13 protein-coding genes and 1 pseudogene are annotated in these 14249 nt (G+C 60.5%); 11 read left to right on the top strand and 3 right to left on the bottom strand.

Translation table 11 applies throughout. The features are described 5' to 3' along the window. Positions 1-91: 91 nt before the first annotated feature. The 4 genes and pseudogenes from HGP31_RS30925 to HGP31_RS06450 form a co-directional block, all read left to right on the top strand. Positions 92-1438 (top strand): annotated as a pseudogene (locus tag HGP31_RS30925) (methyl-accepting chemotaxis protein); the annotation flags it as partial. Positions 1439-1540: 102 nt separating this feature from the next. Then, positions 1541-2296, top strand: a complete 756-nt coding sequence (locus HGP31_RS30920; RefSeq protein ID WP_371259762.1) for a methyl-accepting chemotaxis protein — start codon at positions 1541-1543, stop codon at positions 2294-2296. Between the two features lie 46 nt (positions 2297-2342). Continuing rightward, positions 2343-3689: a CoA transferase gene (locus HGP31_RS06455; protein WP_168757338.1), complete on the top strand. Its 1347-nt coding sequence runs from the start codon at positions 2343-2345 to the stop codon at positions 3687-3689. A gap of 130 nt (positions 3690-3819) precedes the next feature. Next, positions 3820-4137, top strand: a complete 318-nt coding sequence (locus tag HGP31_RS06450) for a helix-turn-helix domain-containing protein (RefSeq protein WP_020797056.1) — start codon at positions 3820-3822, stop codon at positions 4135-4137. A 69-nt stretch (positions 4138-4206) separates the two neighbouring features. On the opposite strand, the gene HGP31_RS06445 is transcribed toward HGP31_RS06450, so the two are convergent. Continuing rightward, complete coding sequence (locus HGP31_RS06445) at positions 4207-5265, bottom strand: MBL fold metallo-hydrolase (protein WP_042955331.1); 1059 nt, start codon at positions 5263-5265, stop codon at positions 4207-4209. Between the two features lie 215 nt (positions 5266-5480). Here HGP31_RS06445 and HGP31_RS06440 point away from each other — a divergent pair, with 215 nt between their 5' ends. From HGP31_RS06440 to HGP31_RS06415, 6 genes are all read left to right on the top strand, one after another. Further along, a complete protein-coding gene (locus tag HGP31_RS06440; protein ID WP_168757337.1) occupies positions 5481-6092 on the top strand; it encodes a TetR/AcrR family transcriptional regulator in 612 nt (203 codons plus the stop codon). 124 nt (positions 6093-6216) lie between these two features. Next, complete coding sequence (locus HGP31_RS06435; RefSeq protein WP_020797059.1) at positions 6217-6750, top strand: DUF1003 domain-containing protein; 534 nt, start codon at positions 6217-6219, stop codon at positions 6748-6750. A 209-nt stretch (positions 6751-6959) separates the two neighbouring features. Then, a complete protein-coding gene (locus tag HGP31_RS06430) occupies positions 6960-8087 on the top strand; it encodes a glycerophosphodiester phosphodiesterase (RefSeq protein WP_033043407.1) in 1128 nt (375 codons plus the stop codon). 88 nt (positions 8088-8175) lie between these two features. Continuing rightward, the gene (locus tag HGP31_RS06425; protein ID WP_168757336.1) at positions 8176-8484 is read left to right on the top strand and encodes a PepSY domain-containing protein; all 309 of its coding nucleotides are present in this window, start codon (positions 8176-8178) and stop codon (positions 8482-8484) included. A gap of 160 nt (positions 8485-8644) precedes the next feature. After that, positions 8645-9667 (top strand): transporter, encoded by a 1023-nt coding sequence (locus tag HGP31_RS06420; RefSeq protein ID WP_033043412.1) that lies wholly within the window; start codon positions 8645-8647, stop codon positions 9665-9667. A 123-nt stretch (positions 9668-9790) separates the two neighbouring features. Further along, complete coding sequence (locus HGP31_RS06415; RefSeq protein WP_168757335.1) at positions 9791-11404, top strand: inorganic phosphate transporter; 1614 nt, start codon at positions 9791-9793, stop codon at positions 11402-11404. A gap of 114 nt (positions 11405-11518) precedes the next feature. Here the strand turns inward: HGP31_RS06415 and HGP31_RS06410 are convergent, their stop codons facing one another. Further along, positions 11519-11956, bottom strand: a complete 438-nt coding sequence (locus HGP31_RS06410; protein ID WP_020797064.1) for a multidrug/biocide efflux PACE transporter — start codon at positions 11954-11956, stop codon at positions 11519-11521. Between the two features lie 89 nt (positions 11957-12045). Here HGP31_RS06410 and HGP31_RS06405 point away from each other — a divergent pair, with 89 nt between their 5' ends. Further along, the gene (locus tag HGP31_RS06405) at positions 12046-12900 is read left to right on the top strand and encodes a LysR family transcriptional regulator (RefSeq protein ID WP_168757334.1); all 855 of its coding nucleotides are present in this window, start codon (positions 12046-12048) and stop codon (positions 12898-12900) included. A 112-nt stretch (positions 12901-13012) separates the two neighbouring features. Here HGP31_RS06405 and HGP31_RS06400 read toward each other — a convergent pair whose 3' ends face one another. Continuing rightward, positions 13013-14248, bottom strand: coding sequence for an RNA polymerase sigma factor (locus HGP31_RS06400; RefSeq protein WP_168757333.1), 1236 nt, complete (start codon positions 14246-14248; stop codon positions 13013-13015). Position 14249 lies beyond the last annotated feature (1 nt).

Genomic DNA, 14249 nt, shown 5'->3' with positions numbered 1-14249 from the left:
TTTTCCCGCGCAAACGTTTAACCACGACCGTTCGTCGGACGCGCGCTCATGCAATCTGTGCCCCAGGCCGATGTGCATTGAATGGCGCTAAATGGATTTGGCGTGTCGAGCCGCAATGGCTCACAGCCGCCCCCTCATCCATTCGCGAGCTCGCCCTATGTTCGACTCACTGTCCATCCGCCTGAAAATCGTCCTGCTGTCCGGTCTGTGCCTGCTTGGCGTGGTCGCCTCGATAGTGGGCATGAACCTCTACCAGACCAATCAGAACGATGAACTGGTCAGCGCTTCCAGTAGCAGGATGCTCACCGAGAGCGTACAGAACCTGCTGCAAGCCAAGGCCGCCGAGCAAGGGGTGCGGGTGCAGAAGACGTTTGCTGAAACCCAGACCGTGGTGACCGCCCTGGCGGACCAGATCAAGGACATGCGCAACATGGCCGCCAAGCGGTCGCTTGAGCCCGGCGCCCTGCGTGAAGAGTTGAACCAGAGCCTGAAAACCGCCTTCGAACGCAACGGTAAAGTGCTGGGCATCTGGCTGGCATTCGAACCCAATGGCCTGGACGGCAAGGACAGCGATTTCGTCAATGACGCGGCCCGCCAATCCAACGAAGCCGGACGCTTCGCCACTTACTGGAGCCGTGCCGGGGGCGAAGCGCTGAACACGATCATGGTCGAGGAGGACATGACCAAGACCACCCTGAACCTCAGCGGCACGCCCTACAACGTCTGGTACACCTGCCCTCGGGACAGCAAGCGCACCTGCCTGCTCGACCCTTATGCCGATACCGTTGGCGGCAAGGAAGTGTTGATGACCACCATTTCCGTACCGCTGCTGGTGGATGGCAAGTCCATCGGCGTGGTCGGTATCGACATCGCCCTCGACGCGCTGCAAGCAGCGGCGGTCGACTCCCAGCGTGAGTTGTTCAACAACGCCGGCCACATGCTGATCGTTTCCGGCACCGGCGTGGTGGCGGCGTACAGCGTCGATCCGACGAAGGTAGGCAAGAGCATCGGTGACACCCTGGGTGCGGACGGCAAGGACATCTTGCAATTGCTTGCCAGCGGTGCGCCGAAGATTCTCCAACAGGGCGACCTGATTCGGGCGGTGTACCCGGTCAGTCCGATTGCCGACGCCAAGGCGTGGGCCGTGGTGATCGACCTGCCCAGGCAAGTGCTGCTGGCCGATTCGGTAAAACTGCAAGCGGTACTCGATGACGCCCAGCAGAGCGGCACGATCAAAGCGGTGGGCGTGGCGATCATTGCCGGCCTGATTGGCCTGCTGCTGATGTGGCTGACCGCCTCGGGCGTGACCCGGCCGATCAACAGCGTGGCGCAAATGCTCAAGGCGATAGCCAGTGGCGACGGCGACCTGACCCAGCGCCTGAACTACGGCAAGCGGGACGAACTGGGCGAACTGGTCAACTGGTTCAATCGTTTCCTCGACAAGCTGCAGCCGACCATCGCGCAGATCAAGCAGAGCATCACCGATGCCCGCGGCACCGCCGACCAGTCTTCGGAAATCGCGCGCCAGACCAGCGAAGGCATGCAGGTGCAATTTCGCGAAATCGACCAGGTCGCCACTGCGTCCAATGAAATGAGCGCCACCGCCCACGACGTCGCCAACAGCGCGTCGAACGCCGCCAACGCGGCCAAGGGTGCCGATCAGTCGGCCCGCGATGGCATGCAGATCATCGAGCGCAGCACCCGCGACATCAATCAACTGGCCGACGAAGTCAGTAAGGCCGTGACTGAAGTCGAGGCATTGGCGGTCAACAGCGAGCAGATCGGTTCGGTATTGGAAGTCATCCGCAGCATCGCCGAACAGACCAACCTGCTGGCGCTCAACGCGGCGATCGAAGCCGCCCGTGCCGGCGAGAGCGGTCGCGGTTTTGCGGTGGTCGCCGACGAAGTGCGCAACCTGGCCAAGCGCACCCAGGACTCGGTGGAAGAAATTCGCCTGGTGATCGAACGCATCCAGAGCGGCACCCGCGGCGTGGTCGCCACCATGCACTCAAGCCAGACCCAGGCCCACAGCAACGCCGGGCAGATCCAGCAAGCGGTCCAGGCCCTGGGCAAAATCAGCGACGCGGTCACGGTGATCAGCGACATGAACCTGCAGATCGCCAGCGCCGCCGAACAGCAAAGCGCCGTGGCTGAAGAGGTCAACCGCAACGTTTCGGCGATTCGTACCGTCACCGAAACCCTGACCGGACAAGCCACCGAATCGGCGCAGATCAGCAGCCAGCTCAATGCCCTGACCACCCAGCAGATGAAACTGATGGATCAGTTCAGGGTGTAAAGGTTTTTTGATTTATGCTCGGGCTCTCGTTCCGGAGGGCCCGTCGATGACTGATTTACTCACGTCCATTCAAGCCGAACTCGGCATGCCGCACACCCCTGTTGCGTTCACCTCCAGCGGCGCCCTGCCCTCGGTGTTTGCCGTTACCGACCTGGCTTGCGCCAGCATCGCCGCCGCCGGCCAGGCTGTCAGCGAATTGTTGCACCAGCAAACCGGTCGCTTGCCAGGCCTGGAAGTCGACCGGCGCCTGGCGTCATTCTGGTTCTCCAGCTCGATCCGCCCGCTAGGCTGGAACGTACCACCGCTGTGGGACCCGATCGCCGGTGACTACGCCACCAAAGATGGCTGGATCCGCCTGCACACCAATGCGCCCCATCACCGCGCCGCCGCCGAATCGGTGTTGGGCGCCTGCGTCGACCGCAAGGCGATGGCCAGCAAAGTGGCGCAATGGGCCAAGAGTGATCTGGAACAGGCCGTGGTCAAGGCCGGTGGCTGTGCCGCCGAAATGCGCAGCTGGGACCAATGGCAGGTCCATGCGCAAGGACTCGCGGTCAACGCCGAACCGCTGATTCAATTCATCGCCGGCCACAACCGACCCGGCACACCCTGGCAAGGTTCGGTGGCGCGACCACTGGCTGCCATCAAGGTGCTGGACTTGACCCGCGTGCTTGCTGGCCCCGTCGCCAGCCGTTTTCTCGCGGGCCTGGGCGCTGATGTGCTGCGCATCGACCCACCCTCCTGGAACGAGCCGGGCGTAGTGCCGGAAATGACACTGGGCAAACGTTGCGCACGCCTGGATCTGCACGATAAAACCGATCGATTGGTATTCGAAAGCCTGCTCAAGGACGCCGACATCGTGCTCCACGGTTACCGCGCCGATGCCCTGGAGCGTCTGGGCTATGGTGCCGCCGAACGCCAGCAACGGTTCCCTGGCCTGATCGACGTTTGCCTCAACGCCTACGGCTGGAGTGGCCCGTGGCAGAACCGCCGCGGCTTCGACAGCCTGGTGCAGATGAGCAGCGGCATCGCTGACGCGGGGATGCACATCACGCAAGCGGACAAACCGACGCCCTTACCGCTGCAGGCGCTCGATCATGCCACCGGGTATTTGATGGCGGCCAGCGCGATCAAGTTATTGGCAGAACACTTGAACAGCGGACAGGGTGGTTCGGCGCGATTGTCATTGGCGCGTACGGCAAAACTGTTGATCGAAAATGGTCCCGGCAGCAACACGCCATTACGGGCCGAGGATGAGCACGACCAGGGCATGCTGGTCGAGCAAACGCCATGGGGCCCGGCGCATCGCTTGCACGTGCCGCTGAAAATCACCGGGACCCCACTGCAGTGGACGCTTGCGGCATCTGAACTGGGAGCACATCGCGCGCAGTGGTGACCCGGCGACCTTCCGTCTGGCCATGGGCGGGAAATAGCTAAAATCGAAAAATGCGTTTGATCCGGAGCGAAAACAACTGTACAAAAACACAGTACATTTGAATTCAACACTCTCGAGCCCGGAGAACCCCATGGCCTCTCAAGCGATGAAAATCACCCTGGAACGTATCGCCCTCTTCCAGTTCACCCCGGCCCACTGCGCCCAGGCCCGAGCGATGCTGGGCTGGAGCGTGGAAACGTTATCCCGCGAAGCCGGGGTTTCGGTGCAAGCCATTGAGCGCTTCGAGGCGCGGCAGGAGGTGCTGGATGTCACCCGCCTGGCATTGGCGTATCGGCTTGAATCGGAGGGGCTGGTGTTCTTCCCGGGGTTTGCGCCGGGTAGAGGGATGAATGTGCAAGGGTCTACGCCGAATCCGGTGGGGCGGGCGGATTTTGCAATGGTTGAATAAGGTCGCAACTTCAATACTGGAGCTACGACCTGATCCATCCAGGAATGCTCGCCTCTTTTTGTAGATGCTTCACCCGAGGCTTTGTTGGTTCTGGTAGACCTGCTCTTCGACTTCATACCACCACGCAATGCCACGCTTGGCAGCCAGCACATTGAATGCCTCGCCCATCCGTGGCGTGGTGATCGATACATTGCGCTCCCAGGCCAGGGCCAGGATCCGGTCGAAGGGTTCGTACCAGGCATGCATCGACAAATCGAAGGTGCCGTTGTGAATCGGTAGCAGCCAGCGCCCCTTGAGGTCGAGATGGGCTTGGAGGGTCTGCTCAGGCTGCATGTGCACATGGGGCCAGTCGACGTTGTAGGCGCCGGTTTCCATGAGGGTCAGGTCGAAAGGGCCGTATTGTTCGCCGATGCGTTTGAAGCCGTCAAAGTATCCACTGTCGCCACTGAAGAAGATCCGCGTATCGCCATCGATCATCACCCAAGAGGCCCAGAGGGTGCTGTTGCCGTCGAACAGGCCGCGACCGGAAAAGTGCTGCGAGGGGGTGGCAACGAACTGGATACCCTCCACCTCGGTACCCTGCCACCAGTCCAGTTGGCGGATTTTACTGGCGTCGATACCCCATTTGATCAGGGTGTCGCCCACCCCCAACGGAGTGAGGAAGTACTTGGCCTTGTCGGCCAGTTTACGCACTGCGTGATAGTCCAGATGATCGTAGTGATCGTGAGACAGGATCACCGCTTCAATCGGCGGCAATTGGTCGAGGCTGATCGGCGGCTGGTGAAAACGCTTGGGGCCGGCCCATTGCACGGGGGAAGCACGCTCGGCGAACACCGGGTCGGTAATCCAGAATCTGTCCCGCAGCTTGAGCAGTAGAGTGGAATGGCCCAGGCGATAGACGCTGTGGTTGGGCGCCGCCATCAATGCCGCTTGCGTCAGCGGTTGCACTGGAACAGGCGCCGTCGGGCGGGTGTTGCGTGGTTTGTGAAACATCGCATTCCAGAGGATGCGCAGGGTTTTGCCAAGGCTCAAATGCTGTATCGGCCTATGGTTTTGAAACTGCCCTTGAGCCTGTCGGGAAGCTTCAGGCCTGGAGGTGCCGTTCGCCGGGGGAGTTGATTTGGCCATGAGGAAATGACTCCAGAAAAACCGCACGTTTCACGATTTTTCGTGTTGGGACGATAAATGGCCAAGGCACGCACGCATCAGCCGAACACGCTATTTTTACCGGGCAGGATTAACAAAACATTACACTGCACAGTGTAGTTTTAAGGTTGCAGCAAAGCCATCGACAAGTAAACTGCTGAGTGTAATTTTCCTTTTTTTCCTGCCGAAGCGTATTTATGACAGCTCCACAGCGCCTCACCGACCGTAAACGCGAAGCCATCATTCAGGCGGCAATTGTCGAGTTCCGTGCCAATGGTTTCGACATCACCAGCATGGACAAGATTGCCGCCACCGCCGGGGTGTCCAAGCGCACGGTGTACAACCACTTCCCCAGCAAGGAAGAACTGTTCGCCGAAATCCTCAATCAGTTGTGGGTCCGGGTAACGGCGGAACGGGAAGTACCCTACCGCCCCGACCTGCCCTTGCGTGAACAGATGCACCACCTGTTGACGGCAAAACTGCAGATGCTCAGCGATGAAAATCTGCTCGACCTGGCGCGGGTGGCCATAGCCGCCACTATTCATTCTCCCGAGCGCGCGCAAAGCATGGTGACCCGGATGGGTGAGCGCGAAGAAAACCTGACCCTGTGGATTCGCGCTGCCCAGGCCGATGGACGCTTGAAAGCGGTCGACCCGGCGTTTGCCGCGCAACAAGTCTATGGAATGCTCAAGTCCTTTGCCTTTTGGCCGCAGATTTCAATGGGGTTACCGGGCTTGTCGGCCGAGATGCGGAGCACTGTGGTGGAATCGGCGCTGGACATGTTCCTGGCCTGCTACGAGTTGCAATAAATGACAATTCGACGGCGGCGCCGAACGATTGATCGCGGCGTTTTTTACGGGGGTATGTGTTTCAGAATGAAACTCGCGCTGAGGCTATAGTGAATCTCAGTCCTAGCGCCCTGCAGAGAGCATCATGACCTCCTCGAGCAACGAAGCCCCCGCCCCCGTCGATCACCTGCGGTTCCATCGCGCACATGCCCATCTGGCGCCAACCTTTGGCAATGACAAGTTCGCCCTGCGTGCCGAAGCCTTTGCGCGGTTCTTCGGCACACCGACTTTTCTGGGTGCGCAAACACTGATCGTGGTGATCTGGATGTGCCTGAATCTATTTGGCTTCACCCACTTCGACGCCTACCCGTTCATCCTGCTTAACCTGGCTTTCAGCCTGCAAGCGGCCTATGCCGCCCCTTTGATTCTGTTGGCCCAGACCCGCCAGGCCGCACGGGACAAAGCCCAATCCGATGCCGATGCGCAGCACCGCGAAGCGCTGGCGATCGCCAACAGTGAACGACAGGCGGAAGCGGCGAAAAACACCGCACAACTGATGGAACTGCTTGAGCAAAACACCCGCCTCACGCAAATGACCAAAACCCTCAGCGAACGCATCGAGAACCTGACCACAGAATTGCATCAGCATCTGGTGCGCAAGGATGAACCAAAAACGTGATCGGCCCCTACGGCAACTTCAGCTAGCGCTCTGTCAACCTGTGACAGCCTCAAGGTGTGAGGGGGCAAGAAAAGCAAAAGCAGCGACAGTGCACAAAAGCGCAGTAAACATCTGCTTTGAACAGATTTATGTCGGTCTGACGATAGCGCTTGTCCGGTTCACTTGTTAAAAGAGACCTCTTTGAAACCTATCGCGAAAGGATCTCGACCATGCCGGCCACCTCCACCCAAAGCGCCCTGCTCCTGAGCTTGCTGCTATTGCTGGGTCAAGCCCAGGCCGCCAGCGAACCCGGCCCCGCTGCATTGGCGACCCGCGCGGGCATTCCACACCCGGCGGTGATTGCCCACCGTGGCGCGTCTTTCGATGCACCGGAATCCACCGCTGCCGCCTATAAATTGGCCCGCGACCTGGGCGTCGATTATCTGGAACTGGACCTGCAGCGCAGCAAGGATGGCGTGCTGTTCGCCCTGCATGACAATAATCTGCAACGCACCACCGACGTCGCCAGCAAGTTCCCCGAACGCAAGGACAGCCCGGCCAACGCCTTCACCATGGCCGAGCTGAAAACCCTGGACGCCGGCAGTTGGTTCAACACGGCCTATCCAGATCGCGCGCAGCCTGCGTTTGCCGGCCTGAAAATCCTCACCCTCGATGAAATCATCGACATCGCCCAAGGCAATCCACTGCACAAGCCTGGCCTGTATATCGAAACCAAGGAGCCAAAGCAGTTTCCCGGCATCGAACACGATCTCAAGGAAAAACTCCAGGATCGCGGCTGGCTGAGCCCCGCGGGGTCGAAGCTGGCCAAAAGCGCACTGGGCGTTGGCCAGGGCAAAGGCAAGGTGGTGCTGCAAACCTTCGAGAAGAGCAGCCTCGAACTGTTGCAAAAGGAAATGCCGCAGGTGCCGAAGATCCTGTTGTTGTGGGTCGGCGAAGGCAGCATCGAGCCAAAATCGACAGTGAGCTTTGCCGAGTCCGGCGAAAAGGATAAGGCCGCTTACTACGCTAAACAGCAACCGAAAGACCAAGCCGAATTCCAGCGTTGGGTCGACTACGCCAAGTCTCAGGGTGCGATCGGCACAGGCCCGTCCGCTGCACTGACCCACGGGGGCGATCAGAGCTACGCCGACCTGGTGCAGCCGTGGATGAACCAGTACACCCACGATCAGGGCCTGCTGGTGCATGTCTACACCATTGATGAGGCGGCGGACTTCCAGAAAGTCATGGATGCCGGGGTCGACGGTATTTTCACCAACCGCGCCAGCGAATTGCTCAAGTTCTACAAGCGCCCGGCGACGGCAAGTGTGGCGCAGGTGCTGCGCAATAATGGGTATTGATCATTCGGTTCAAGGGAATTTAAGCGTGAATTAAGTTGCCACAATTAATCTGATCCCACTTAAACGGCTCAACCAAGGAATGAACCTCATGAGAACCCTGACCGCACTGTTCACCACTGCCGCCCTGACCTTCACCGCCGGCCTGGCCCAGGCCAAAGACGTGCCCGACGACCAGATCCCTCAGTTGGTCAAGGATGGCAAGATCAAGCCGCTGGAAGAGCTGAACCAGATCGTAATGAAGCTGCACCCGGGTGCCACGATTACTGACAGCGAGCTGGACAACCACTTCAACGGCTATGAGTACGAAGTCGAGTTGCTCGATGCCAACAAAGTTGAATGGGACGTGGACCTGAATGCCGCCACCGGCGAAGTCCTGAAGAACAAAAAAGACGACTGATGCACACCACAAAAAAGCCGCACGATTTCCCCCTCGTGCGGCTTTTTTGCGTTTGAGTGACCGATCCGGCCACGGTCACAAATTCGTCATCCAGCCTTGCGATGATGCGGCTCACGTGAACCTGTAAAACACGCGACAGGCGCCCCCCATGCGAGCCCTCATGAACCACAGCATCGATCACAGTCATCGCGATCCGGATCTGTTCGGCCTGCTTTACGGTTTCAGCTTTCGTCCCGGTGAGCGCGGCCAGGAAATCGATTCGGCCAGGGCCTTGCAGTACCTGCAACATCCGCAAGACACCGAGCAATTTCTCTGGCTGCACCTGAACCTCGCCCATGCCGCGTGCGAACGCTGGATGAAGAGCCATCTGGAACTGCCCGACGAGTTTTTCGAGGCCCTGCATGAGGGCTCACGGTCGACGCGCATCGAACATGTGGATTCGGCATTGCTGGCGGTGGTCAACGACGTGGTGTTCAACCTCAGCAGCATGACGTCCTCGGATGTCTCGACCCTGTGGGTCTGCGCCCGCAGTCGACTGCTCATCAGCGCACGCCTGCAACCGCTGCATTCGGTGGACAAGCTTCGTTCGTCGGTTAAGGCTGGCGAATGCTTCCGCTCGCCGCTGGAGTTACTGGTGCATCTGCTGCGTGACCAGGGGGAAATTCTGACCCAGATCGTGCGCAAGACCAGCCTGAGCGTGGATCAGGTCGAAGATGAGCTGCTGTCCTCGCGCCTGTCGACCAACCGTGCGGAACTGGGGGCCAATCGTCGGGTGCTGGTGCGTCTGCAACGCCTGCTTGCGCTGGAGCCCGGCTCGTTGCTGCGCCTGCTCAATCGCCCGCCCCCCTGGTTGCAGAAGGAAGACGTCAAGGAGTTGCGCAAGTCCACCGAGGAGTTTGCGCTGATCATCAACGACCTCACGGCACTGGGCGAACGGATCAAGCTGCTGCAGGAGGAAATCGCCGCCAACCTCAACGAACAGAGTAACCGCACCCTGTTCACCCTCACGGTGGTGACGGTGCTGGCTCTGCCGATCAACATCATTGCCGGTTTCTTCGGCATGAACGTTGGTGGGGTGCCGCTCTCACAGGACCCGGAGGGGTTCTGGATTCTGGTGGCGCTGGTTGCGACCTTTACCCTGATTGCAGGACGTTGGGCGTTTCGCAAGCGTCAGGATTTGTAGACGCGAGCGATCTTTCGACGGGTGGTCGCCGCAAAAAAACCAAACCCTGATCCAGCGCAGTTCTCCGGTAAAACTTCGCAACGATCATGGGCGACACTCCTACCCTTCCCAGGAATGTCCGGCATGGCCAGCCCCTCCTTTATTGCCGCCCCGGCGCCCGCCCGTAGCGCCCATCCACATTTCGACAAGAAACCCGGTGTATTCACCCTGGTGGTGTTTTTTGCAGTACTGAGTATCGGACTGCTGTTCACCGCGTACAGCCTGATGCGCGACGTGAATGAACTCGGCACGGTGGTGACCACCTGGACGCCATTCCTCCTGCTGGGCGTGGCCTTGCTGATTGCCTTGGGCTTCGAGTTCGTCAACGGTTTCCACGACACCGCCAACGCTGTCGCCACGGTGATCTATACGCACTCGCTGCCACCGAATTTCGCGGTGGTCTGGTCCGGGTTCTTCAACTTCCTCGGAGTGCTGCTGTCCAGTGGCGCGGTGGCGTTCGGCATCATCGCGTTGTTACCGGTGGAGCTTATCCTGCAAGTCGGCTCCTCGGCCGGATTCGCCATGATCTTCGCCCTGCTGATCGCCGCGATCCTGTGGAACCTCGGTACTTGGTGGCTGGGCTTGCCAGCATCGTCGTCGCACACCCTGATCGGCTCGATCATCGGAGTCGGCATGGCCAATGCCCTGATGCACGGGCGTGACGGCACCAGCGGTGTGGACTGGGCGCAGGCGACCAAGGTCGGCTACGCCCTGCTGCTCTCGCCACTGGTCGGCTTCGGCTGCGCCGCACTGCTGCTGTTGGCCTTGAGGGTTTTCGTCAAGAATCGCGCGCTGTACAAGGCGCCCAAGGGCAATACACCGCCACCGTGGTGGATTCGCGGCATGTTGATCCTGACCTGCACCGGCGTGTCCTTCGCCCACGGCTCCAACGACGGCCAGAAAGGCATGGGGCTGATCATGCTGATCCTGGTCGGGACCTTGCCGATGGCGTATGCGCTGAACCGCACCATGCCCGCAGATCAGGCGTTGCAGTTCGCCGCGGTCGCTGAAGTGACCCAACAGGCGCTGGTCAAGAGTGCGCCGTTGCCGGCTCCGGCCGACCCGCGAGCGATCCTCTCCGATTACGTGCGCAGCAAAGATGTCACGCCGCAACTGATCCCCGCCCTCGCGGCGCTGGCCGGCAACATCGGCAACGAAGTGAAGGGGTATGGTTCGCTGTCCAAAGTGCCCGCCGAGGCCATGGGCAACGTGCGCAACGACATGTACCTGACCAGCGAAACCATTCGCCTGATGGACAAGAACAAGGTCGGTAACTTCGACGCCGACACCACCGGCAAACTGCAGCTGTTCAAGCAGCAAATTGACAACGCCACGCGCTTCATCCCGTTGTGGGTAAAGATCGCCGTGGCGATAGCGCTGGGCCTGGGCACCATGGTCGGCTGGAAGCGTATCGTGGTGACCGTGGGCGAGAAAATCGGCAACACCCACCTGACGTACGCGCAAGGTGCCTCGGCGGAGACCGTGGCCATGCTGACCATCGGTGCTGCCGACATGTTCGGCTTGCCGGTCTCGACCACCCATGTGCTGTCTTCGGGGGTGGCCGGGACCATGGTTGCCAATGGCGCAGGCTTGCAGATGAAGACCATCCGCAATCTGCTGATGGCCTGGGTGTTGACCTTGCCGGCGGCGATTGTGTTGTCGGGCAGTCTGTATTGGCTGTTCACCCAGATGTTCTAGCATTTTACCTGTAGGAACGAGCGTGCTCGCGATGGTCGTCAATGATACCGCGGGGAGCCTGACACCCCACGGCGTTCTCGAGTCCATCGCGAGCGTGCTCGCTCCTACAAAAAGTCATGCGTTACAGGATTCGCGCATCAGCACCCGCTCGCGCACCACGTCATACACCCAGTGGTAAACGTAGGTGTACGGCAGGAAAAACAGCAGCACGCCGATATCCAGCAGGAACGCTTGCCACAGGCTGACATTCAGCCACCACGCAATCAACGGTACGCCGAGGGCGACCAGGCCGCCTTCGAACAACAGCGCGTGCACCACGCGGACCCAGGCGTTGTGCGCAATGGCGAAACGCTTGAGCACGCGGTCGAACAGGCCGTTGAAGACCACGTTCCAGGCCAGGGCCAATACGGCAATGACGACGGTGACGACGCCCATTTCCACCATGGGTTTGTCCATGATCCATGCCAGCAAAGGTGTACAAATCAGGATCGCCAGCAGTTCGAAACCAATGGCCTGGAAAATACGTTCGGTAATGGATTTATTGGCGCTCATGGCCTGACTCCTTGAGTGACGACGATTGCCATCATCCAGCTTCAGACCGATACTTCATAACCAATAACCATCGATCAAGGCAATAGTTCATGGCGTCCCAGGAAGTGTTGCAGGCGTTCGTCCAGGCGGCGACCCAAGGCTCGTTTTCCGCGGCAGCGCGCAAGCTGGGCCGCAGTCAGTCGACCATCAGCGCCGCCGTCGCCAGCCTGGAAATCGATCTGAACCTGACGCTGTTCGACCGCAGCAGCCGAAAGCCCAGCCTAACCCCCGCCGGGCACGTGATGCTGCAACGGGCCGAAGAGATCCTGGCCGCCACCAGCCGCCTGGAAATGACTGCCAGCCAACTGTCCCAAGGCGTCGAGGCGAAGCTGACCGTGGCGCTCTCGGACACTTATCAATCCGACCGCTTCGAAGCCTCGCTCAGTGCGTTCGAACAGCGTTATCCGGACCTGGAGCTCGAATGCCTGATCGCCGAATGCGACGATCTGGTGGCCTTGGTGCAGAGTGGCCGGGCGCAGATAGCCTTCGCCGAAATGCAGGACAGTTATCCACCGGACCTGGTCAATTCGACAGTGGACGAACAAACGGAAATCGCCCTGTTCGTGTCACCCCAACATCCTCTGGCGACGCTGGAACACATCGACCAGGACGTACTGCAACAGCATCGCGAACTGCGCCTGGCGACCATCGTCAATCCGTATGAGAGCCGTGCAAAAGGGCGCGTCTGGTCGGCGCCGAGTTATTTGATGCTGCTGGAAATGGCCCAGGGTGGTTTTGGCTGGGCACCGCTGCCACGCTGGCTGGTGGCGCGCTTCGGCCCGGGAACCTTGCAAGAGCTGCAGGTGCGTGGCTGGCCAAAAACGGTGTCGGTGGATGCGCTGTGGTCACGCTTGCATCCGCCGGGGCCGGCTGGGAGTTGGTTGCTGGGCAAGATGCTGGAATAGGGGTGTCGCTACTGGCCTCTTCGCGGGCAAGCCCGCTCCCACAAGGGGTTTGTGGTGCACGTCATTCCCTGTGGGAGCGAGCCTGCTCGCGAAGAGGCCAGCAAAAATCACATCACTCCAACGACCGCAATCGAGCCTCAATAAACCGCCGCTCCGGTGCTTGCTGCGTCAACTCCAGCGCCCGCTCATAGGCCGCCCGCGCCTGCTCCACCCTGCCCAACTGTCGACAGAACTCCGCCCGCGCCGAATGCGCCAAGTGGTAATCGAGCAGCTCACCACGGCCCAGAATCCCCTCGACCAGCGTTAGCCCTGCCAACGGTCCATCGCGCCTGGAGATTGCCGCCGCCCGGTTCAATTCGATCACCGGAGACGGCCACGCCCGCAGCAACACCTCATACAGCCCGACGATCTGCGCCCAGTCGGTTTCCTCGATCGACGGCGCTTCGGCGTGCACCGCCGCAATCGCCGCTTGCAGGCAATACGGACCAAATCGTCTGGAGCCCAATGCCCGCTCCACCAGTGCACAGCCTTCGGTAATCATTTGCGCGTCCCACAGCGCGCGGTCCTGGTCGTCCAGCAAAATCAGGTCGCCGTCCGCGCAGGTCCTGGCCAGGCGCCGAGACTCGTGTAACAACATCAGGGCCAGCAAGCCCATGACCTCCGGTTCCGGCAGCAACTCCATCAACAAACGCCCCAGGCGGATCGCTTCACGGGTCAAGTCTTCGCGGGTCACTTGCGCGCCGACGGACGCCGAATAGCCTTCGTTGAACACCAGGTAAATCACCCGCAGCACGCTGTCGAGGCGCTCGGGCAGTTCCGCAAGGGAGGGCACCTGATAGGGGATTTTCGCATCACGGATTTTCGCCTTGGCGCGCACGATGCGCTGGGCGATGGTGGCCGGCGCCGATAGAAAAGCCCGGGCGATTTCTTCCGTGGTCAGGTCGCAGACTTCGCGCAGCGTCAACGGCACCTGCGCGTCAGGCGCCAATGCCGGGTGGCAACAGGTGAAGATCAGGCGCAGGCGATCGTCTTCCACGTCTTCGTCACTCCAGTCGGCCTGCTCCAGCGCCTCCAGCTGCGCGACCAGCAGCGGTCGGGACGCGGCAAAACGTGCGCGCCGGCGCAGCACATCGATGGCCTTGAAGCGCCCGGTGGAGACCAGCCAGGCTCGCGGATTGTCCGGCACACCGTCCTGCTGCCAGCGTTCGACCGCTACGAAAAACGCCTCATGCAACGCCTCTTCGGCCAGGTCGAAATCGCCGAGCAGGCGAATCAGGGTCGCAAGAATGCGTCGCGACTCCTGGCGATAAACCTGCTCGACCCTGGCCTGTACCGACAGGGCCGGCATC

Source organism: Pseudomonas umsongensis (genome assembly GCF_012647205.1).
Lineage (GTDB): Bacteria > Pseudomonadota > Gammaproteobacteria > Pseudomonadales > Pseudomonadaceae > Aquipseudomonas > Aquipseudomonas umsongensis.
Note: the sequence above shows the minus strand (reverse complement) of the source record. Positions and strands in the feature narration are given on the sequence as shown.